A 21,166-nucleotide genomic window follows, 5' to 3' on the forward strand; every position below is an offset into this window, starting at 1 on the left:
GCTCCTTACGCCTGCTCGGACTTCAGGGTGCTGCGGCGGTAGAAGGTCGAGAAGGCCAGCAGGAGAGCGAGGATGATGATGCCGTAGGTGGCCGCTCCCGCGTAGTCCGAGATCCCGTTGAACGCCTTGTGGAAGGCGAAGGTGACGAGGATGTCGGTGTCGCCGGTGGTGTTGTTGCCCAGCAGCAGGTAGATGACGTTGAACATGTTGAACGTCCAGATGCAGCCCAGCAGGATCACGGTGTTCGACACCGGCTTGAGGCCGGGCAGGGTGACGTTCACGAACCGCTGCCAGGGGGAGGCGCCGTCCATCTCGGCCGCCTCGTACAGCTCCCTGGGGATGGACTGGAGCCCGCCGAGCAGGGCGACCATGTTGAACGGGACGCCGATCCAGACGTTGACCATGATGACGGCGGCCTTCTGCGCCAGCGGGGTGCCCAGCCAGTTCTGCGCGGGCAGCCCGAAGGCGGTGATGACGTCGTTGAAGACGCCGTACTGGGAGTTGAGCATCAGCCGCCAGGCGAAGACGCCGATGAACGACGGCACCGCCCAGGGCAGGACCAGCATCGCCCGGTAGAAGCCGCGCGCCCGCATCTCGCGGTTGAGCAGCACGGCGAGCGCCATGCCGAGGCCCACCTGGAGCACCACGCAGCACACGGTCCACACGACCGTCCACACCAGGCGCGGGTAGAAGTCGCCGTCCGCGCCCGAGAGCACGTGCCAGTAGTTGTCCAGGCCGACGAAGCGGTAGGTCGCCGGGCGGTGGAAGGCGCCGATGGTGGTGGCGACGTTGGACTCGTTGGCGTCGGTCAGCGACTGGTAGAGGCCGTATCCCAGCGGATACAGGACCAGGACGGCGATGACGAGGGCGACCGGGGTCACCATGGCCCAGGCGTACCAGTACGTGTCCCAGGACCGCCTCAGCGCCGAGGCGCGGGCGGGGCGCGGGCGCCGGGCCTGCTCGTCGCGCGCTGTCGTGTCGGTCGGTCCGGTGCTCGCTGCGGTCGTCATCCTCATCGGCTCTTTCGCGGGCTCGGGCGGGGTGGTTCCGCGGCCCCGGGGGCCCCGGGTCGGGGCGGCGGCGGGGAGGCCCTTCCCCGGGGCCGCGGGTCCTTCGGCTGCCGTTCGGCTGGGGCGCGGGGCCCCGGTCAGCCGGCGGAGTAGCCGGGCAGGAGCTGCTGGAACTCCTTGGAGGTGGCGTCCAGGCCGCCCTTGACCGACTCGTCGCCCTGGAGGATCTTCACGTAGTTCTGCTGGAGCGGGGTGAAGAGCGAACCGACCTGCGGCAGGGCCACGCGCGGGCGGGCGGTCTGCTCCAGGATCGGCTTGAAGCCGGCGATCTCGGCGTTCGCGGTGACGTCGGCGGTGTACGCCGACTTGCGCGTCGGCAGGGTGCCGGTCGCCTTGGCGATGGTGATCTGGCTCTGCGTGGACGTCATGAACTGCGTGAACAGGTAGCTGGCGTCCAGGTGGCCGGAGCCCTGGTAGACCGCGAGGTTGTGGCCGCCGGTCGGGGCCTGCGCCTTGCCGCCGGCGCCGGCCGGGACCGGCGCGTAGCCGAGGTTGGCCGCGTCGCCCTTGAAGGCCGGTCCGGTCAGGTCGTCGGTGACCGACCAGGGGCCCTGGATGAGCATGGCGACCTTGCCGTTCTTGAAGGCGGTCTGCATGTTCTGGTAGGCGTTGGCGAAGTCGACCTTCATCGACGCCTCGTCGTTGATCTTCTTCGCGGTGGTGAGCGCGGTGACGGCGGCGGCGTCGCTGATGGTGATCTTCTTGGCGGACGGGTCGGCCAGGTCCGCGCCGTTGCTGTAGAGCAGCGGGAGCAGGAAGTAGGAGTCGGGGTTGACGTAGGTGCCGTACGCCCCGGTCTTCTGCTTGATGGTCTTCGCGTCGGCGAGGAACTCGTCCCAGGTGGCCGGCGGCTTGGCGATGCCCGCCTGCTGGAGCAGCTTCTTGTTGTAGAGCAGGCCCAGGGTGTCGGTGACCGAGGGGACGCCGTACGTCTTGCCGTTGTACTTGGCGGTGTTCAGCGGCGTCGCGTTGAAGTCGGAGGTGTCGGTGAGGGCCGCGGTGCCGTCGAGCGGGGCGATGTAGCCCAGCGAGGCGTACTCGGCCATCAGGCCCACATCGGTGCGGACCACGTCGGGCGCGCCCTTGCCGCTCTTGGCGGCCGACTTGAACTTCTGCTCGACGTCGGTGAACGGGACGCTCTGGTAGTTCACCTTGATCTTCGGGTACTTGGCCTCGAACTGCTTGACCAGCGCCTGGTACGTCGGGGCTTCGGTCGCCGCGTCGGAGGTGTCCCAGTACGTGATCGTCCCGGAGACGTCCTTGGGGTCCTTCGGCTTGCCCGACGAGTCGTTGTCCGACCCCCCGCAGGCCGTGGCGGACAGGGCGATCACGGTGACCGCGGCGGCGAGCGATATGCCACGTCGCATATGAACTCCTAGGTGTGGGTGCCCGGATCTTCCCTTGGGAGGACCGCGGGTGCCGTCTGTCCCGGACCGACGGCCGCCGGGCGCGGGAGGAACGTAGCAAGCCTGCAATCCCTTGCGAAAGACGGTGCAAGAAATTTTCCGCAAGATCCGGTAAGCGTGACGTTCTCGTGACCAGCAGATGTCCGGGACTGGTCGGGAGCGGCCGGACGGCGGTCCGGCCGGGCTGTCGTTGCAAATGCTTGCCGCGCCTTGCAGACCTCTTGCTGCAAGCCTTCCAGCGACGGTACGTTCGCGCCGGCGTCGGCCGCCCGCCGTACCGCGGCGCCGGCCGGGCCCGACTCAGCCGAGACCGCAAGGAGTTGACCCCTGTGACAGCCACCTGGCCGGCGCCCGGCGGGCGCCGCTTCCTCAGCCGCCGACAGGGCGGCCGGGGCAGGCGCGGCGGGCGAGCGGGACGCGTCGCCGCCCTCGCCGCCCTCGCGCTCGCCGCCGCCCTCGTCCAGCCCCTCGCCGCCCCGCCCGCCCGGGCCGCCGCCCCGCCCGCGCCCCCGTCCGACGCGGCCCTCGCCGCCCAGCCGGCCCGGCACGGCGACACCCGCGAGCAGTTCTACTTCGTCATGCCGGACCGCTTCGCCGACGGCGACGCGTCCAACGACCGGGGCGGCCTCACCGGCTCCCGGCTCAGCACCGGCTACGACCCCACCGACAAGGGCTTCTACCAGGGCGGCGACCTCAAGGGCCTGACCGGCAGGCTGGACTACATCAAGGGCCTGGGCACCACCGCGATCTGGCTGGCGCCGATCTTCAAGAACCGGCCCGTGCAGGGCAGCGGCACGGACGCCTCGGCCGGCTACCACGGCTACTGGATCACCGACTTCACCCAGGTCGACCCGCACTTCGGCACCAACCAGGACCTCAGGACCCTCATCTCGGCCGCGCACGCCAAGGGCATGAAGGTCTTCTTCGACGTCATCACCAACCACACCGCCGACGTGGTCGGCCACCGGGAGGCGTCCTCCGGCTACCGCGCCAAGGGCGCCTTCCCCTACCTGACGAAGGACGGCAGGCCCTTCGACGACGCCGCCTACGCGGACGGCACGCGCGGCTTCCCCGCCGTCTCCGCCGCCTCCTTCCCGTACACCTCGACGGTCACCGGCGGCAGCAAGGTCCCGGCCTGGCTCAACGACCCGACGATGTACCACAACCGGGGCGACTCCACCTTCGCCGGCGAGTCCGCGACCTACGGCGACTTCGCGGGCCTGGACGACCTGTGGACCGAGCGCCCCGAGGTCGTGCGCGGCATGGAGCAGATCTACGAGCGGTGGGTGCGGGACTTCGCCGTCGACGGGTTCCGCATCGACACCGTCAAGAACGTGGACATGGCGTTCTGGACCCAGTGGGCGACCGCCCTGGACGCGTACGCGGCGGCGCACGGCCGCAAGGACTTCTTCCTGTTCGGCGAGACCTACGACACCGACACCTCGGTCACCGCCCCCTACGTCACCCGGGGCCGCCTCGACGCCACCCTCGACTTCCCCTTCCAGGACGCCGCCCGCGCCTACGCCTCCCAGGGCGCGAGCGCGCGAAAGCTCGCGGGCGTCCTCGGCGACGACTACAAGTACACGACCGACAAGGCCAACGCCTACGAGCAGGTCACCTTCCTCGGCAACCACGACATGGGCCGCATCGGGTACTTCCTCAAGCAGGACAACCCGAAGGCGACCGACGCCGAGATCCTCAAGAAGGACCGGCTCGCCAACGAGGTGATGTTCCTCAGCCGCGGCAACCCGGTCGTCTACTACGGCGACGAACAGGGCTTCACCGGCTCCGGCGGCGACAAGGACGCCCGCCAGACCATGTTCGCCTCCAAGGTCGCCGACTACCTCGACGACGACGAGATCGGCACCGGCCGCACCCACGCCGACGACTCCTACGACCCCGGCGCGCCGCTCTACCGGGACATCGCCGCCCTCTCCCGCCTCCGCAGGGCCGAACCGGCCCTGGCCGACGGCGTGCAGAGCGAGCGGTACGCCGCCGACGGGCCCGGGATCTACGCCTTCACCCGGACGGACGCGCGCACCGGCCAGGAGTACGTGGTCGCCCTCAACAACGCGGAAGGGCCGCGGACGGCCGCCTTCACCACCGGGTCGGCGGCGATGGCGTACCGGGGGATCTACGGCGCCGGCGGCACCCTGGCCTCCGGCAGCGACCGCCGGGTCACCGTCACCGTCCCGGCCGAGTCCGCCGTCGTCTACAAGGCGGCCGGCCCGCTCGCCGCGCCCACCGCGGAACCGTCGCTGACCCTGACCGCCCCGGCCGCCGGAGCCACCGGCACGGTGACCGTCGGCGCCGACGTCGGGGGAGGCGGACAGCTGGACCGGGTCGTCTTCGCCGCCCAGGCCGGCGATGCGAAGTGGCAGGTGCTGGGCTCCGCCGACCACGCCCCCTACCGGGTCACCCAGACTCTCGGCGCGCAGGTCCCGGCCGGTACGGCGCTGCGCTGGAAGGCCGTCGTCGTCGACCCGGCCGGGCACACCGCGAGCGCCACGGCGAGCGGCACCAGCGGCACCCCGCCCACCCCCGCGCCGCCCACCGCGTCCGCACGGGACCACGCGGTCGTCCACTACCGGCGCGCCGACGGCGACTACACCGACTGGAACCTGTACGCCTGGGGCGACCTCGCGGACGGCGAGGCCACCACCTGGCCGGCCGGGCACCCCTTCACCGGCCGGGACGCCTGGGGCGCCTTCGCCTACGTCAAGCTCAGGCCGGGCGCCTCGAACGTGGGCTTCCTGGTCGTGGACAAGAACGGGAACAAGGACGTCGGCGCCGACCGGAACATCGACGTCACCCGGACGGGCGAGGTCTGGGTCCAGCAGGGCCAGGCCGACGTCCAGACCCAGCGGCCGTCGTCGTACCCCGCGCCGGACACCACCAGGGCGGTCGTCCACTACCACCGCGCCGACGGCGACTACGACGGCTGGGGCCTGCACGTGTGGACGGGCGCCGCGCACCCCACCGACTGGTCGGCGCCGCTGAAGCCGGTGAAGACTGACCCCTATGGCGCCGTCTTCGAGGTCCCGCTCGCCGCGGGTGCCACCAGCCTCGGCTACATCCTCCACAAGGGCGACGAGAAGGACCTGCCCACCGACCAGTCCCTCGACCTCAAGGCCGACGACGGGCACGAGGTGTGGCTGTTGAGCGGCCGGGACGAGCCCCTGCTGCCGCAGTCGGCGGGCAGCGCCGCCGCCCTCGACCTGACCACGTCCAAGGCGGTCTGGATCGACCGCTCCACCGTGGCCTGGGACGGCGTGGCCGGCGCCGCCTCCACCCAGCTGCTCTCCTCCCACGACGGCTCCATCACCGTCAAGGACGGGGCCCTGACCGGCGACGACGAGCGGTGGCTGCGACTGACGAAGACCACGCTCACCGACGCTCAGAAGGCGAAGTTCCCGCACCTGAAGGACTCCACCGCCTGGACCGTCGACCCGCGCGACCGGAGCCGGGTGCGCCAGGCACTGCGGGGCCAGCTCGTCGCCTCCCAGCGCGCCGCGAACGGCGCCGTGCTGGCCGCGACCGGTGTGCAGATCGCCGGCGCGCTCGACGACCTCTACCCCGGCGCGGCGCAGGCCGCGCTCGGCCCGGTCTTCCACCACGGCCGGCCCACGCTGAGCGTATGGGCGCCCACCGCGCAGAGCGTGGCCCTGGAACTGGACGGCAGGTCGGCCGCCATGCGCCGCGACGACACCACCGGCGTCTGGTCGGTCACCGGCCCCGCCTCCTGGAAGGGCAAGCCCTACCGGTACGTGGTCAAGGTCTGGGCGCCCTCCGTCCGCGAGATCGTCACCAACAAGGTCACCGACCCCTACTCGGTGGCCCTGACCGCCGACAGCGAACGCAGCCTCGTCACCGACCTGGCCGACCCGGCGCTCGCCCCGGACGGCTGGTCGCACCTGGCCAAGCCCCGGGCCGTACCGCCGCGCGACGCGCAGATCCAGGAACTGCACATCCGGGATTTCTCGGTCGCGGACCGCACCGTCCCGGCGAAGCACCGGGGCACCTACCTCGCCTTCACCGACAAGGACAGCGACGGCTCCAGGCACCTGCGGGAGCTGGCGCGGGCGGGCACGTCCTACGTCCACCTGCTGCCCGCCTTCGACTTCGCCACCGTCCCCGAGAAGAAGGCCGGCCAGGCCGAACCCGACTGCGACCTCGCCTCCTACCCGGCCGACTCCGACCGGCAGCAGGCGTGCGTGGCGAGGACCGCCGCGAAGGACGCCTACAACTGGGGCTACGACCCGTACCACTACACGGTCCCCGAGGGCTCCTACGCCACCGACCCGGACGGCACCGCCCGCACCGGCCAGTTCCGGCAGATGGTGCAGGCACTCAACCAGGACGGCCTGCGGGTCGTCATGGACGTCGTCTACAACCACACGGCGGCCAGTGGCCAGGCGGACACCTCCGTCCTGGACCAGGTCGTACCGGGCTACTACCAGCGGCTGCTCGCCGACGGCTCGGTGGCGAACAGCACCTGCTGCGCCAACACCGCGCCCGAGAACGCGATGATGGGCAAGCTGGTCGTCGACTCGGTCGTCACCTGGGCCAGGGAGTACAAGGTCGACGGGTTCCGCTTCGACCTCATGGGCCACCACCCGAAGGCCAACATCCTCGCGGTCCGCAAGGCCCTCGACGCGCTCACCCCGCGGAAGGACGGCGTCGACGGCAAGAAGATCATCCTGTACGGCGAGGGCTGGAACTTCGGGGAGGTCGCCGACGACGCCCGGTTCGTGCAGGCCACCCAGCGGAACATGGCCGGCACCGGCATCGCCACCTTCTCCGACCGGGCCCGCGACGCGGTGCGCGGCGGCAGCCCCTTCGACTCCGACCCCGGCGTCCAGGGCTTCGCCTCCGGCCTCTACACCGACCCGAACTCCTCGCCCGCCAACGGCACTCCCGCCGAGCAGAGGGCCCGGCTGCTGCACTACCAGGACCTGATCAAGGTCGGGCTGACCGGCAACCTCGCCGCGTACCGCTTCACGGACACCGGCGGCAAGGAGGTCACCGGCGCCGGGGTCGACTACAACGGCTCGCCCGCCGGATACGCGGCCGCGCCCGGCGACGCCCTCGCCTACGCGGACGCGCACGACAACGAGTCCCTGTTCGACGCGCTCGCCTACAAGCTGCCCCAGGACACCTCCGCCGCCGACCGGGCCCGGATGCAGATCCTGGCGATGGCCACGGCCACCCTCTCGCAGGGCCCGTCCCTGTCGCAGGCGGGCACCGACCGGCTGCGCTCGAAGTCGCTGGACCGCGACTCCTTCGACAGCGGCGACTGGTTCAACGCCATCCACTGGAACTGCGCCGACGGCAACGGCTTCGGCCGGGGCCTGCCCAGGGCGGCCGGCAACCAGGACAAGTGGCGCTACGCCGCCCCGCTGCTCGCCTCGGTCAAGGTCGGCTGCCCGCAGATCGACGGCACCTCGGCCGCCTACCGGGACCTGCTGAAGATCCGTACGACGGAGCAGGCGTTCTCGCTCGGCACGGCGGGCCGGGTGCAGAGCGAGCTGTCCTTCCCGCTGTCCGGCAAGGACGAGACCCCCGGCGTGATCACCATGCGGCTCGGTGACCTCGTCGTGGTGTTCAACGCCACCCCGCAGCGGCAGCGCCAGCGCGTCACCGCCCTCGCCCACGCCCCCTACCGGCTGCACCCGGCACAGGCGGCGGGCGCGGACCCGGTGGTGAAGACCTCGGCGTACCGGCCCACGACCGGCACGTTCACGGTACCGGCCCGGACGGTCGCGGTGTTCACGAAATAGGGTGACCCCGTCACCGCCGCCCGAACCGCCGCAACACGCATCAGGAGAGCCCATGCCGCAGATCACCGTCGACTACTCCGGGCAGTTGGCCGACGTCTTCGACCGCGCTGCCTTCGCCCGCGAGGTGCACGCCCGGACGGTGGAGATCGCCGAGGCGCGGCCGCAGGCGTGCACGACGCAGTTCCGCCGGACCGAGGACACCGTCGTCGGCCCGGACACCGAGGGGCACGCGATCGTGCATATCGGCATCGGCCTGCTGGCCGGGCGCACCGAGGAGACCAAGGCACGGTTGGCCGAAGCGGTCCTGGACGCGCTGCGCGCGCACCTGAAGCCGGCCGACGGAACGGCGCTGCACGCCTCCGCCGAGGTACGCGACCTGGAGGCGTCCTACCGGAAGTACGACGCCTGAGAACGCGGGAACGCCCTAGGAGGCGAGCCGCAGGAGCCGGCCGAGCAGGTCCCCGAAGGGGCCGTCGGCCGGCTCCTGGCGGAAGATCTCGCGCAGCAGGGCGCCCAGTTCCTCGTCGTGGGCGGCGCTGACCGCCGCGAGCGCGGCGAAGTCGTGCACGAGCTGGACCTCCAGCTCGGCGCGCGGGATGCGCCGGCCGTCCAGCCAGAGCAGCGCCGTCGACTCGGCCAGCGAGATCCACGAGCGGACCACCAGCTCCAGCCGCGCGGACGGCTCGCGGACGCCGAGGTGCGCGACGATCTGCTCGTAGGCGGCCTGCCGCACCGAGTCGACGAGCGCGTTGGTCCGGGACGAGCCGACCGCCGGGCCGCCGCGCATCAGCGCCGAGAAACCGGGCCCGTGTTCGTCCACGAAGTCGAAGTACCGGCCCATCACCCGCAGCAGCCGGGCCCCCAGCGGGCCTTCGCGCGGCTCCACGAACCGGCCCGCCAGATCGTCCGAGGCACGCTGCAACGCGGCCTCGTACAGGCTGAGTTTGCCGGGGAAGTAGTGGTACACCAGCGGGCGGGAGATGCCCGCGGCCGACGCTATCTCGTCGATGGAGACATCGTCGGGCGAGCGGCGGCTGAACAGTTCGAGGGCGACGCCGATCAACTGCCGGCGGCGCTCCTCGACTCCCATCCTGCGGCGAACCCCGGTAGTCATACGAACACTTTACCGATCGGTTCCGGCCGCGACGGGTCCGGACCGGCGTGCGGTGCGCGGACCCGCCTCACATGTCCAGGACCAGCCGCTCGCCCCGGGCCCGGGACACGCAGATCAGCATCGAGTCGTCCCGCTCGGCGTCCGTCAGCAGCTCGTCCCGGTGGTCCACCTCACCCTCGACCACCCGTTGCCGGCAGGTCCCGCAGAAACCCTGCTCGCAGGAGTACGCGATGGCGGGCAGCTCGGCGCGGACGGCGGCCAGCACGGTGGTGCCCGCCGGGACCGTCACCGTCCGTCCGCTGCGCCGCAGTTCGACCTCGAAGGCGGCGTCGCCCTCCGTCGCGGCCGGTGGCGCGAACCGTTCCAGGTGCAGCGCGGTCCCCTCGGGCAGCCGCTCCTCGACCGCGGCCATCAGCCCCTCCGGCCCGCAGCAGTAGACCGCGGTGCCCTCGGGGAGGCCCGCCAGCAGCGCGTCGAGCGGGGGGCGGCCGTCCTCGTCCTCGGCGACCACCCGTACCCGCGAGCCGTCCGCGTCCAGCTCGGCGATCTCCTCCAGGAACGGCATGGACGCCCGGCTCCGGCCGCCGTACAGCAGCCGCCACTCGGCGCCCTCGGGCAGCGCCCGCAGCATGGGCAGGATCGGGGTGATGCCGATACCGCCCGCGACGAAGACGTACGAAGGGGCCTCGGCCAGCGGGAAGCGGTTGCGCGGGCCGCGCACCTCCAGCTCCGTGCCCGGCCGCACCCGCTCGTGCATCTCGCGCGAGCCGCCCCGCCCGTCCTCGACCAGCCGGGTGGCCACGGTGTACGAGGAGTCGTCCGCCGGGTCGCCGCACAGCGAGTACTGCCGCACCAGGCCGGACGGCAGCACCAGATCCAGATGCGCGCCCGGCTCCCAGCGGGGCAGGCCGCGGCCTGCCAGACGCAGCCGTACGACCCCCTCGGCGACCGTCTCGCGGGAGGCGACCGAGAGCCGCAGCGCCCGCGAGCGGGGCCGCCCGGAGACGGGCTCCGCCAGGGCGGGCAGCGGCCACAGCGGCGAGACCTGGATACGGCGGCGCAGCGCCCGCCGGGCCAGCAGGGCGGCGCCCGCCACCACCACGACGGCCCGCGACTTCGGGATCACCGGGTCTCCTTCGGTGCCGTCTCGTGCTGTGCTCTCTCGGCCGCCAGGGCCGCCGGGGAGGTGGCGAGATAGGCGACGGCCTGCTCGGTGGAACCCTCCTGCGAGGGGTGGTAGGAGCGGCTGAGGTAGGTCGGGATGGACTTCAGCATCGCGCCGGTGGCGGGCAGGGTGCCCTGGCGGCCGCTGCGGTGGAAGTCGCGGAAGCTCGCCCTGCCGTCCAGCAGCGTCGGGTCGTTCGCCATGAAGAAGCGGGCGCCGCGCTGCCACAGGAAGACCAGCGCGGTGAACGCCGTCGCCCAGGTCCGCGCCCGCCGCCGGTACCCGCCGTCCACGTGCGTGAACAGGTCGAAGGCGACCGAGCGGTGCTCGACCTCCTCGGCGCCGTGCCAGCGCAGCAGGTCCAGCATGGTGGGGTCGGCGCCGCGCCGGTCGAGCGCGTCGGCGTTGAGGATCCAGTCGCCGAGGAAGGCGGTGTAGTGCTCGATCGCCGCGATCAGCGCCACCCGTTCCATCAGCCACCAGCGGCGCGCCGCGCCCGGCGGCAGGGTGCGGTCGCCGAGCAGCTTCTCGAACAGCCAGTCCACCTGGGCGGTGTAGGGGGCCGGGTCGAGCCCGAGTTCCTTCAGATGCGGCAGCACCTCGTCATGGGCCTGCGAGTGCATCGCCTCCTGCCCGATGAACCCGAGCACGTCCTCGCGCAGCCGCTCGTCACGGATGTACGGCAGCACCTGCTTGTAGACGTGCACGAACCAGCGTTCACCGGCCGGCAGCAGCAGGTGCAGCACGTTGATGGTGTGCGAGGTGAACGGGTCGCCGGGCACCCAGTGCAGCGGAGTGCCGTCCCAGGAGAAGGAGACCTTCCGCGCCTTGAGCGGCACCCGGTCCTGCGCTACCCGGTCCTGCGGTGCCCGGTCCTGCGTGTTAGACATGGCGTCAATGTACTGGCGGGTAGCGCGGGCGGGAACCCCCTGGCGGGGGCCTGTTGACGCCGACGTCAGCAGAACTCCCGGTCCCCGGGCGGGGCGGCTAGTGCAGGACGCCCAGCGAGCGGCCGTCGTCCAGCTTGCCCGTCAGCTGGGCCTGGACGCCCTGCTCGGCCCGTACCGCCAGCAGTTGCCCGTGGGCCTGCGCGGCGGCCCCGCCCGTCGCGGTGATCGACGCGGTGTGCGCGTCACCGGCCGCGAGCAGGTACCAGTGGCCCCGCTGCGACTTCCACAGCACCCCGGCCAGCACATGCGGATCGCGCACCCCGCAGGCCGGCCCGTCCTCGGCCTTCGCCGCGACCGCCCCGTACTTCCCGCCGGGCGCGCGGAACTGGGCCAGCGCCTGGGCGTCCTGGCCGCGCCAGGTCTCCGCCCGGGTGCACACCCACGCCGCCGTGCCGCTCGCCCCGGGCAGCGGCTGCTCGGCGAACTGCCAGGCGTTCACCGACCGCACGCCCTGCCCGCGCACCGCGCCCAGCGAGCACGCGAACGGCGCCCAGGCGCGCAGCCCCGCCGCGCCCGACGCGTCGCGCGGGGCCGCCGGGCGCCCGGTGGTGAGGCGCGCGGGCACCAGCTCGCCGAGGTCGCTGAGCAGGTGCGCGCCGGACCCGTCGGTCAGCTGGAGCACCTGCCACGAGGTGCAGGCGCCGGTCTGCTGGGCCTGGCTGGCCAGCGGTCCGGTGACGCCGTCGTGCAGCGCCAGGTCCAGCGGCGCGGACGCGGCCCTCATGAGGTCCCGCTCGGCGGCCTTGGTCACCCAGGGCGCCGTCAGGTAGCGGACGTTGCCGTCGGAGCGGTCGAGGACCACCGCGGCCGCCTCCGCGCCGCTCGCCCCGTCGGCACGGGCGAAGTCCAGGGCGGCCCCGGCCGTGGAGTCCTTCGGTTCGGCGTAGCGGACCAGGCGCAGGCCGTCGTAGAGGAGGACGATCCGGGAGGCGTCCACCTCACCGGCGTACAGCAGTTGCGGCGGTCCGGCGGGGCCGCCGGAGGGGGTGCCGGTGGTGGCCGAGACGTGCACGGAACCGCCGGGCCGGGCCCAGACGGCCAGCGCCCGGCGCAGCAGGTCCGCGTCGCCGGTGAGGTCGCCGCGCGCGGGCCAGGCGGAGAAGTCCTGGCGCGTGGCGGTCCGCCAGGCGGCGGGGGCGATCCGGGTCAGCCGGGCCGGGTCCAGGGCGGCCTCGGCGGACGGGTTCCGCGCGTAGGCGGGGGCGGCGGCGCCGTCCGGGCCCCAGCCGTCGCCGGGCAGCGCGACCAGCACCCCGCACACGGCCAGCGCCGCCGCGGCGGCGAGCGCGGCCTTGGTGTGCTGCCTGCGCCGCACCAGATCGGTGGGCCGGGCCTGGAGCGAGCACGGGTCGAACTCGGGGGACTCCAGCAGCGCGTACTGGGCGGGCAGCCGGTCGGCGGCGCGCTGCGCGGTCCCCGGGTCGGACAGGCCCACCGCCGACAGCACCTGGCGCACGGCGGTGTCCGGGAGCCGTTCCAGGACCCGCAGGACGTAGGCCGCGCGGGCCGCCGCGGACAGGGACGCCAACTGCTGGTCGAGGGCGAGTTCGTCGGCTCCGCCCGAGCGCGGGAACAGCCGCAGCCCCCACACCTGGGGGAGCAGCGGGGGCAGCCGGGAGGGACGGGGCCACCGGCCGCGTCCGCGCGGCCGGTCGGCCGCCAGCGCGGTGCGCAGCACCTGGAGGCGGAGCAGCGCGTAGCCCGGCCCCGCGCTGTCGTACCCCCGCGCCGGGGCCGGGACCGGGGACGCCGTGGCGCGGCCCCGGGGCAGCGCGCGCTGCACGAGGGAGTGTGCGGTCAGGACGCGGCGGCTGCGCCCGAGGTCCGGTGGCAGCACCAGGTAGGCGAGCTTGACGAGCCGCGGGTAGTGCTCGACGAGCGCGGCCTCGGCCTGCTCGGCGTCGACGACCGGCTCGGAGGAGGACGAGGGGCGCGGGGCGACATCCTGTGACTGCACGTTCAGCAGAACGAGCGAAACCGGTGGTTGGTCACGTCGCCCGGTGGAGTCGGCCCGGCGCGGTCGGACCGGTGCGGTCAGTCGGCCGAACCGGTCAGCGCGCGGGCGTAGTCGGCCATGGAACGCCGGTAGCGCGGCAGGTGGGGGGCGAGGGCGCCCAGGACGAGGGACAGGCCCTCGCGGTCGCGGCCCAGGCTCGACAGGCACAGGGCCAGGCAGGCGCGTACCGCGTCGTCCAGTTCGTCGGAGGGGCCGTCGAGTTCGGGCGTGAGCAGCTCGACGCCCTCCCGCGCGTGCCCGGTGTTCCGCAGCGAGCTGGCCAGCTGGATCCTGGCGCGGCGGCCCCGGTAGCCGCTCAGCCCGCGGGCCAGGGCCTCCCGGTAGCGCGGGACGGCCCGGTCCGAGTGGCCGGTGGAGTCCCAGGCGCAGCCCTGTTCGAACGGTCCGAGGGGGCTGTCGTCGGGCAGCTCGGCGACGAGCGCGTCGATCTCCGCCCGGAACCCGGCCCCGCGCGCGGCGAAGTCGTCCTCCGCGGGCGCCGAGCCGGCGAACTCCTCGAAACGGGCCCAGGCGGCGGCCACGCGGTCTTCCCAGTGCTGATCCACCGGCCCACTTTCGCACGTACGTCCGGGAGCTGCCAGGGAATTGAGCAGCGCGGGCCGCGCGGCCGTATCGAAGGGCGCGGCCCCCTGCCGGGGCGGCCACGGCATGCTCCAGCGACCGGAGGACCAGATGAGGGTGACCCGACCGGGACTCGCGGCGGCGGCGGCCGCGGCGGCGCTGGCGCTGGCCGGCTGCTCGGGCGGTGGCGCGGGCAGTGGGGCGGCCGGTGGTGCGGGCAGTGGGGTGGCCGGTGGTGCGGGCAGTGGGGCGGAGGGTGGCGGTGGTACGGAGCGGGAGGCGCCGCCGGTGGCGACCGGCAGCCTGGAGAGCCTGGCCGCCGCGGTGCGGTGCAGGCCCGACATCCAGACCGACGCCGACACGATCCGCCAGGCGATCTGCGCCGGCCGGACCGGACGGTTCGTCCTCGCCACCTTCGCCACCGACCGCGGCCAGCGCGAGTGGATCGACCAGGCCGAGGACTACGGCGGGTACTACCTCGTGGGCCGCAAATGGGTCGCCGTCGGGGACGACGGCGTGGTCACCGCGCTGCGCGCCACCCTCGGCGGCGACGTGGAGGCCGGGACCGACCACCGGGCGCACGCCGGGCACGGCGGCTGAGCACGGCGGGGCGCGGGGGACCGGAGGGCGCGGGCCGGCGGCGGACGGGATGTCCGCCGCCGGCCCGCGTCATCGGGTCACGCGGGTCACTGGCACGACCGTCCCTGGTTGAGGCACCCGGCGATCCGGCCCGCCAGGCCGCCCTTCGTCACGGAGATGAAGTCGTCGTGGTCGGTGACCGGCTTGTGCAACTGCTCGGGGAAGCCGTCGACCGCGTAGGCGTTCATCACCCGGCCGCCCCGCACCGTCGGCCGCGGCACGCTGTACACCAGCCGCATGGTCAGCTGCGGGATCGCCTCGAAACCGCCGGGGCAGCGGCCGCCGGCACCGGCGAAGGCCACGTGCGTGCGGTGATTGGCGCTGTCGGTGTTCTGCCCGTCCCAGCAGCTCTGGAAGGCGAACGTGCGCACCACGTCGCTGCCGCGCGGGCAGATCGGGTACTTGTCGGTCAGCTGCACCTTGCTCTCGAAGCCGGTGCAGCTCCAGTGCGCGTTGGCGTTCGCCGTGCCGTTGGTGAAGGCCTTGGCGTCACCGGTGATGATCCGCAGGAACTGCGGCATCGCCACCACCTTGCCGACCGGGCTGCCGACGTAGGTGATCTGCGCCTGCCTGGCGACCAGGACCCGTCCGGCGTTGCCCTCCTTGCCGCCGCCGTCGGCGTTCTGGTCGAAGTCCCGGGTGCCGTCCTGCACCCGCAGCACCGGCCAGTAGTACGCCGACAGGTCCTCCGCGTCGCGGCAGCTCGTGCCGCCCCGCAGGAACGTGCCGTTCGAGGAGAACGCGTTCACCTTCTGGTTGCCGACGTAGTCGTGCAGGTGGTGCGCGCCGTTGGTCACGCCGGGCGCCACGATCACGTTGTCGGTGTTGTGGTTCTTGTTCGCGTTCACCCCGCAGCGGGTGGTGAAGGTGCCGGTGGAGGCGTCGCGCGTCCGGCGGGGCTTGGCCGGGACGTCGGACCGGACCCGGGTGATGTCGACGAAGTCGGCGGCGGAGGGGCCGTTGCCGGACTGCCCGGCGCCTGTCTGCCGGCCGTCGTCGCCCGTGGTGCCCTGGGTCCCGGTGCCCTGGGCCCCCTGGTTCCCCTGGGGCCCGTCGCCCTGTCCGCCGGAGTCCGTGCTGTCCGGGGTGGCGGGGGCGGCGGGGGTGCCGGTGCAGGTGGTGAGGGTGTCCAGGCCGGCCGGGGTGGTGCCGCCGGCCCGGCCGACCTCCAGCACGATCCGGTCGACGATCACCTTCCGCCGGTCCCCCAGCGGCCCCAGGATGCTGTTCTGGACGAAGTCCGCGTCCCTGGCCTGGGCGTCCCGGGTGGTCGCCAGCCGCTGGTAGGCGTCGGTGATCTGCCGGTCCAGGGTGGCCAGTTCGCCGTCGACCTCGGTACGGGCCTGCCGCGGCACGCTGCTGAGCCGCTGCCCGATGTCCGGGCAGGAGATCGTCGCCACCTGCGCCCTCGCCGCCTCCGTCCGGGCGCCCCGGACGCCGTCGTCCGACTCGTGCGCGGAGGCGTAGAAGTTCGCCCAGACCAGGCCGCCCCCGCCGAGCGCCAGCGCCGCCGCCGCGGCGACGGCCCTGGCGGCCGGAGACGTACGGCGTTTTCGTGTGTTGCGTCCCATGGAACTCCTCTGACTTCCGTGCGGGGCGGCATCGGGGCGCCCGACAGGAGTGAAGCGGCGCCCTTGCATACGGACGCCGCCCCGGAGGTGTTCACACGGCACACGAACCGCCGTACGGCACAGCCGAGTTGCCGTACCTCAGTAGTGATCAGTAGTCATCAGTGGTCGTCAGATGTAGTCAGCGGTCGTCGCGGTCGTCAGCGGTCGCGGTCGAGGTGGGCGAGGACCGCCAGCACCCGCCGGTTGTCGTCGTCGGAGACCTCCAGACCGAGCTTGGCGAAGATGTTCGAGGTGTGCTTGGCGATCGCCCGCTCGGTGACGACGAGCTGGGCGGCGATCGCCGTGTTCGACCGGCCCTGCGCCATCAGCTCCAGCACCTCCAGCTCGCGGGGCGTCAGCCGGGACAGCGACCGCCCGGGACCCGCCCGCCGGGCCAGCAACTGCTGGATGACCTGCGGGTCCATCGCCGTACCGCCCGCCGCGACCCGCCGCACCGCGTCCACGAACTGCGCCGCGTCGAACACCCGGTCCTTGAGCAGGTACCCCACCGCCCCGCTGCCGTCGGCCAGCAGCTCGCGCGCGTACAGCTGCTCCACGTGCTGGGAGAGGACCAGCACCGGCAGCCCCGGCCGGTCCCGCCGCGCCCGCAGCGCGCACTGCAGGCCCTCGTCGGTCTGGGTCGGCGGCAGGCGTACGTCGACCACGGCGACGTCCGGTTCCAGCTCGGCCAGCGCCCGGGCCAGCTCGGGGCCGGACCCGACGGCCGCGGCTATCTCGAAGCCGTGGGCTTCGAGCAGCCGGACCAGTCCGTCCCGCAGCAGGAACAGGTCTTCGGCTAGGACAACGCGCACGGGATCTCCATGGTGACCATGGTGGGGCCGCCCGCGGGGCTGCTGACGGCCAGGACGCCGTCGAATGTACCCAGTCGGCGTTCCACCCCGGCCAGCCCCGAACCGGCCCCGATCACCGCGCCGCCCCTGCCGTTGTCGGTGACCGCGGCGCGCAGCATGCCGTCGGCGTGGTGCAGGTCGATCCAGACGCGCTCGGCCTCGGCGTGCTTGACGGCGTTGGTGAGCACCTCGCTGATCGCGAAGTACGCCGCCGACTCCACCGGCGCGTCGGGCCGGCCGCCGAGATCCACGGTGACCTCGCTGTCGACCGGCAGCCGCAGCGCCAACGCCCGTACGGCGTCGCCCAGTCCGCGTTCGGCGAGCACCGGAGGATGGATGCCGCGCACCAGATCGCGCAGTTCGACCAGGGCGTCGGCGGAGTTCTGCCGGGCCTGGGCGAGCAGTTGCCTGGCCCGCCGCGGGTCGCGGTCCATGAGCGCCTCCACGGTGCCCAGGTCCATGCCCATCGCGACCAGCCGGGCCTGCGCCCCGTCGTGCAGGTCGCGTTCGATGCGCCGCAGCTCGGCGGCGGAGGTGTCCACCGCGTCGCGGCGCGTCTCGGTCAGCACCCGCACCCGCTCCGCCAGTTCGCCCCGGTCCGGGCCGAGCACCGCCCGGGTGAGCCGGAAGTGGGCGTGCAGCAGCAGCGGGATCAGGAACCAGGCCGCCACCAGGAGCACCGCGCCCAGCGCGGCGGCGGCCAGCGCGGTGCCCTGGCCGGAGATCGGCACGAAGGCGTACCAGTAGCCGATGTGCGTGCCGTCGGTGACCACCCGCCACACGCCGGCCGCCAGCGCGAAACCCTCCAGCGGGTAGAGGAGCAGCGCGGCCGGGAGCAGCGTGGTCACGAACCCGGCCGTCATGTCCACCGGCAGCCAGCCCAGGTCCCGCCAGACCGCCCGGTCACCGAGCAGGATCAGGGTGCGCCGCCAGGAACCGGCGTCCGGCGGCAGCGGCCGGTACGTGGGCGGGATGCGCACGCCGCCCCACTCGGCGGCCACGATCCGCCGCCAGTCGGCGAACGCCCGCACCGCGGCGAGCACCAGCGGGGTCGTGACGATGCCGACGCCGAGCGGGACGAACACGATCGACAGGACGGACGCCACGAACAGGGTGAGCGATCCGGCGAGCGAGACGGCGGCCAGCCCCAGCGCCCGCAGCCCGGCGGTCCCCACCGCTCGCGCCCGATCGGCCATGCTCCCCGCCGCCTTTGCCGCGCCCGCTGCCCCTGCCGTTCCCTCTGCCCTTGCGCTCCCCGCCGCTCCGGTCGGCCCCGCCGCCCCTGCGGCTCCCGCCGTCCCTGCCGTCCCTGCCGTCCCTGCGCTCCCCGCCGGCTCCGTTGCGCCTGCGGCTCCCGCCGCGCCTGTGCTCCCCGCCGCTCCGGCCGTTCCCGTTGCTCCTGCCGTTCCCGCCGCGCCTGCCGCGCCTGCCGTCCCGGCCGTCCCTGCGCTCCCCGCCGGCTCTGTTGCTCCTGCGGCTCTCGCCGGGCCTGTGCTCCCCGCCGCTCCGGCTGCGCCCGCCGCTCCTGCCGCGCCTGCCGTCCCGGCCGTCCCTGCGCTCCCCGCCGACTCTGTTGCTCCTGCGGCTCTCGCCGGGCCTGTGCTCCCCGCCGCTCCGGCTGCGCCCGTTGCTCCTGCCGCGCCTGCCGTCCCGGCCGTCCCTGCGCTCCCCGCCGGCTCCGTTGCTCCTGCGGCTCTCGCAGCGCCTGCGCTCCCCGCCGCGCCTGCCGGTCCCGCTGCCCCCGCCGCGCCCGCCGACTCCGTTGCCCCTGCTGCCCCCGCCGCTCCTACCGACCCCGCCGCTCCTACCGACCCCGCCGCGCCTGCCGCCCCCGTGGCCCCCGCCGCCCCCGTCGTGCGCGCCGCCGCGTTCCCCGCCGCCGGGACGGTGCCGTCGCCCGCGCTCTTCGTGTCCATGCGGTCAGTCTGTCCCGCCCCGCACCGGCACGTCACGGGGCCGGGCCCCCGGGCGGGGGGTGGTGCCGGCACCACCCCCCGCCCGGAGAGGCCCGAGTCCTAGATCCGGTCGACCCCCAGCACCTTCGCCTCCACCGCCGGGTCCAGGCCCACCGTGGGGAGGTCCGGGCGCTGCGGTACGACACCGCCCACGGCCGTCAGCCAGCGCCAGGTGTCGGCGACCGTCTCGGTGACGGGACGGCAGCGCAGGCCGGTCGCGACGGCCCGGGAGACGTCCGCCGCGTGCAGGGCGTCGTGCATGTCGCTGCCCGGGGGCACCCACACGGGCAACTGGGTCCACGGCTCGATACCCGCGCCGAGCACGGTCTCCGGGTCGGTCCAGCGCAGGTCGGCCCCGGTGCCGGTGGTCTCGACGCACGCGTCCAGCAGCGTGCCCATGGTGGCGTGCCCCCGCGGGCTCATCAGGTTGTACGGCCCGCTCAGCTCCTGCTCCACCCCGCCGAGGATCCACTCGGCGAGGTCGCGCACGTCGACGTACTGCAACGGCAGGTCCCGCGGCCCGGGCGCGAGGACGGGACCGCCGCGGGCGATCCGGCCCAGCCACCACGGCAGCCGGCCGATGTTCTCGTACGGCCCGAGGATCAGCCCGGAGCGCACCAGCAGCGCACGGTCCTCACCGAACTCACCGATCGCGGCCAGCTCGCCGCCCCGCTTGTCCCGGGCGTAGTCGGTCGCGTCCGCGTCCGGCGCCGCGCCCTCCACCAGCGGCGCCCCCTCGGTGTACCCGGCGGGCGGCGCCCAGGTGTACACCGAGCAGGTCGACACGTACACGTACCGTCCGGCACGGCCCCGCAGCAGCCGCGCCGCGTCCTGGACCGGGCGGGGCGCCGCCGACCAGGTGTCGACGACCGCGTCCCACTCGCCGTCGTGCGCCGCGAGGGCGGCGAGCCCGTCGGGCGCGGTGCGGTCGCCGCGCAGCGCCCGCACCCCCGGGACGGGCACCGGGCGCCGCCCCCGGTTCAGGACCGTCACCTCCCACCCCCGTGCGACCGCCGCCTCCACGACGGCCCGTCCAGCGAAATCCGAACCACCCAGCACCAGAAGTCTCATACCGACGACTGTGCCCGCCGCGGGTGCGGTACGGAACTGGTTTCTGCCCTCGGCAGAGGACATGGGCGGTGGGAGGGCCGCTCGTGGCCGCCGCCGGTCAGCGGCCCGTCGGCGGGGTGTACTTGTAGCCCACCCTGCGCACGGTCTGGATCGTCTTGCGGTGGTCCGCGCCGAGCTTGCGGCGCAGCCGGGCGATGTGGACGTCGACGGTGCGGCCGTCGCCCACGTGCCCGTAGCCCCAGACCGTGGTGACCAGCTGGTCGCGGGTGTGCACCCGGTGCGGATGCGCGACCAGATGCGCGAGCAGCTCGAACTCCAGGTAGGTGAGGTCGAGTTCGCGTCCGCCCACCGCGGCGGTGCGGCGTACGGGGTCGATCCGGACGAGCGGGTCACCGGCCACGGCACCGGCTGCGGCGCCGATTGCGGCACCGGCCCCCGCGCCGGTCTCCTGCGGCGCGGCCACCGGCTGGTCCGGGACGGCGACCGGCGCGAACGGCGGCTGCTGGTCGGCGGGGACGAGCACCAGATAGCCGATCATCGGCGGCCGGCCCGGCAGGGTCGGCAGGGTGTGCTGCGGAGCCGGCAGCCAGGTGGCGCCCGGCGGCAGCAGGTCCGCCACCTGGACCACCTCGTCCCGGTCCACGGCCCGCAGCCGGTGCCGCGCGGCACCGGCGGAAGGGGCGGACGGGACGGAGGGGGCGGGGAGGGGAGCGGTGGTCAGGGAACGAGTGGTCGCCATGAGAGGTCAGCTCTTTCGCGCGAGAGGTTCGCCGGCAGGGACGACGACGGCCGCGAGTTCGTGGTCGGGCGCGCCGAGGGACGTGCGTCGTTTCGCGCTGGCCGAAGGCCGGGGTGTACGGCTTTAGAGGGCCCGCGCGTTCGTCGCGCGGCAACACACCCGGTCGAAGTCATGGTGCTGACGGGAAGGCCAGAAGGGCTCGAGGTCATGGCGACCCGTCGCGGTGAACTCCTGGAAG

Annotated in this window: 15 protein-coding genes; 3 read left to right on the forward strand and 12 right to left on the reverse strand. The window is 73.8% G+C overall.

Annotation, left to right across the window (positions count from 1 at the left end; translation table 11 throughout):
* Positions 1-5: 5 nt before the first annotated feature.
* Together ABZ858_RS01455 and ABZ858_RS01460 are read right to left on the reverse strand one after the other, a co-directional pair.
* Positions 6-1,010 carry a sugar ABC transporter permease gene (locus ABZ858_RS01455; RefSeq protein WP_361370881.1) on the reverse strand — a complete coding sequence of 335 codons (1,005 nt, stop codon included), beginning with the start codon at positions 1,008-1,010 and terminating at the stop codon, positions 6-8.
* A gap of 137 nt (positions 1,011-1,147) precedes the next feature.
* Positions 1,148-2,437, reverse strand: a complete 1,290-nt coding sequence (locus ABZ858_RS01460) for an extracellular solute-binding protein (RefSeq protein WP_361370884.1) — start codon at positions 2,435-2,437, stop codon at positions 1,148-1,150.
* Positions 2,438-2,805: 368 nt separating this feature from the next.
* Here ABZ858_RS01460 and pulA point away from each other — a divergent pair, with 368 nt between their 5' ends.
* Both pulA and ABZ858_RS01470 read left to right on the forward strand, forming a co-directional pair.
* On the forward strand, positions 2,806-8,256 hold the full coding sequence (gene pulA, locus ABZ858_RS01465; protein WP_361370887.1) for a pullulanase-type alpha-1,6-glucosidase: 5,451 nt from the start codon (positions 2,806-2,808) through the stop codon (positions 8,254-8,256).
* A gap of 52 nt (positions 8,257-8,308) precedes the next feature.
* Entirely contained in the window at positions 8,309-8,665 is a 357-nt protein-coding gene (locus tag ABZ858_RS01470) for an isomerase (RefSeq protein WP_361370890.1), read from the forward strand.
* Between the two features lie 15 nt (positions 8,666-8,680).
* Here ABZ858_RS01470 and ABZ858_RS01475 read toward each other — a convergent pair whose 3' ends face one another.
* The 5 genes from ABZ858_RS01475 to ABZ858_RS01495 form a co-directional block, all read right to left on the reverse strand.
* Positions 8,681-9,370 (reverse strand): TetR/AcrR family transcriptional regulator, encoded by a 690-nt coding sequence (locus tag ABZ858_RS01475; protein WP_361370893.1) that lies wholly within the window; start codon positions 9,368-9,370, stop codon positions 8,681-8,683.
* A gap of 67 nt (positions 9,371-9,437) precedes the next feature.
* The gene (locus ABZ858_RS01480) at positions 9,438-10,493 is read right to left on the reverse strand and encodes a PDR/VanB family oxidoreductase (protein WP_361371917.1); all 1,056 of its coding nucleotides are present in this window, start codon (positions 10,491-10,493) and stop codon (positions 9,438-9,440) included.
* The gene (locus tag ABZ858_RS01485) at positions 10,493-11,425 is read right to left on the reverse strand and encodes a metal-dependent hydrolase (protein ID WP_361370896.1); all 933 of its coding nucleotides are present in this window, start codon (positions 11,423-11,425) and stop codon (positions 10,493-10,495) included. Before ABZ858_RS01485 ends, ABZ858_RS01480 begins: the two co-directional genes overlap by 1 nt.
* Positions 11,426-11,522: 97 nt before the next feature.
* Positions 11,523-13,442 carry a hypothetical protein gene (locus ABZ858_RS01490; protein ID WP_361370899.1) on the reverse strand — a complete coding sequence of 640 codons (1,920 nt, stop codon included), beginning with the start codon at positions 13,440-13,442 and terminating at the stop codon, positions 11,523-11,525.
* 77 nt (positions 13,443-13,519) lie between these two features.
* Complete coding sequence (locus ABZ858_RS01495) at positions 13,520-14,047, reverse strand: tetratricopeptide repeat protein (protein ID WP_361370902.1); 528 nt, start codon at positions 14,045-14,047, stop codon at positions 13,520-13,522.
* Between the two features lie 127 nt (positions 14,048-14,174).
* Between ABZ858_RS01495 and ABZ858_RS01500 the strand changes: the two genes are divergently transcribed.
* Positions 14,175-14,663 (forward strand): hypothetical protein, encoded by a 489-nt coding sequence (locus tag ABZ858_RS01500; RefSeq protein WP_361370904.1) that lies wholly within the window; start codon positions 14,175-14,177, stop codon positions 14,661-14,663.
* A gap of 86 nt (positions 14,664-14,749) precedes the next feature.
* On the opposite strand, the gene ABZ858_RS01505 is transcribed toward ABZ858_RS01500, so the two are convergent.
* The 5 genes from ABZ858_RS01505 to ABZ858_RS01525 all read right to left on the reverse strand — a co-directional run bounded on the left by ABZ858_RS01505 (position 14,750) and on the right by ABZ858_RS01525 (position 20,928).
* The gene (locus tag ABZ858_RS01505; RefSeq protein ID WP_361370907.1) at positions 14,750-16,273 is read right to left on the reverse strand and encodes a DUF1996 domain-containing protein; all 1,524 of its coding nucleotides are present in this window, start codon (positions 16,271-16,273) and stop codon (positions 14,750-14,752) included.
* A 197-nt stretch (positions 16,274-16,470) separates the two neighbouring features.
* Positions 16,471-17,124 carry a response regulator transcription factor gene (locus ABZ858_RS01510; RefSeq protein ID WP_361370910.1) on the reverse strand — a complete coding sequence of 218 codons (654 nt, stop codon included), beginning with the start codon at positions 17,122-17,124 and terminating at the stop codon, positions 16,471-16,473.
* The gene (locus ABZ858_RS01515) at positions 17,109-18,359 is read right to left on the reverse strand and encodes a sensor domain-containing protein (RefSeq protein WP_361370913.1); all 1,251 of its coding nucleotides are present in this window, start codon (positions 18,357-18,359) and stop codon (positions 17,109-17,111) included. The genes ABZ858_RS01510 and ABZ858_RS01515 overlap by 16 nt, the downstream gene beginning before the upstream one ends.
* Positions 18,360-19,178: 819 nt before the next feature.
* Entirely contained in the window at positions 19,179-20,189 is a 1,011-nt protein-coding gene (locus ABZ858_RS01520) for an NAD-dependent epimerase/dehydratase family protein (RefSeq protein WP_361370916.1), read from the reverse strand.
* A gap of 97 nt (positions 20,190-20,286) precedes the next feature.
* Positions 20,287-20,928, reverse strand: a complete 642-nt coding sequence (locus ABZ858_RS01525; RefSeq protein WP_361370920.1) for a winged helix-turn-helix domain-containing protein — start codon at positions 20,926-20,928, stop codon at positions 20,287-20,289.
* Between the last annotated feature and the right edge of the window lie 238 nt (positions 20,929-21,166).

Source organism: Streptomyces sp. NPDC047017, from assembly GCF_040644175.1.
GTDB lineage: Bacteria > Actinomycetota > Actinomycetes > Streptomycetales > Streptomycetaceae > Streptomyces.

Bases quoted from the DNA above. Each gene is read 5' to 3' on its own strand.
- ABZ858_RS01460 (WP_361370884.1), bottom strand. From the start codon at position 2,437: ATGCGACGTGGCATATCGCTCGCCGCCGCGGTCACCGTGATCGCCCTG.
- ABZ858_RS01485 (WP_361370896.1), bottom strand. From the start codon at position 11,425: ATGTCTAACACGCAGGACCGGGCACCGCAGGACCGGGTAGCGCAGGAC.
- ABZ858_RS01475 (WP_361370893.1), bottom strand. From the start codon at position 9,370: ATGACTACCGGGGTTCGCCGCAGGATGGGAGTCGAGGAGCGCCGCCGG.
- ABZ858_RS01515 (WP_361370913.1), bottom strand. From the start codon at position 18,359: ATGGCCGATCGGGCGCGAGCGGTGGGGACCGCCGGGCTGCGGGCGCTG.
- ABZ858_RS01525 (WP_361370920.1), bottom strand. From the start codon at position 20,928: ATGGCGACCACTCGTTCCCTGACCACCGCTCCCCTCCCCGCCCCCTCC.
- ABZ858_RS01505 (WP_361370907.1), bottom strand. From the start codon at position 16,273: ATGGGACGCAACACACGAAAACGCCGTACGTCTCCGGCCGCCAGGGCC.
- ABZ858_RS01455 (WP_361370881.1), bottom strand. From the start codon at position 1,010: ATGACGACCGCAGCGAGCACCGGACCGACCGACACGACAGCGCGCGAC.
- ABZ858_RS01520 (WP_361370916.1), bottom strand. From the start codon at position 20,189: ATGAGACTTCTGGTGCTGGGTGGTTCGGATTTCGCTGGACGGGCCGTC.
- ABZ858_RS01500 (WP_361370904.1), top strand. From the start codon at position 14,175: ATGAGGGTGACCCGACCGGGACTCGCGGCGGCGGCGGCCGCGGCGGCG.
- ABZ858_RS01470 (WP_361370890.1), top strand. From the start codon at position 8,309: ATGCCGCAGATCACCGTCGACTACTCCGGGCAGTTGGCCGACGTCTTC.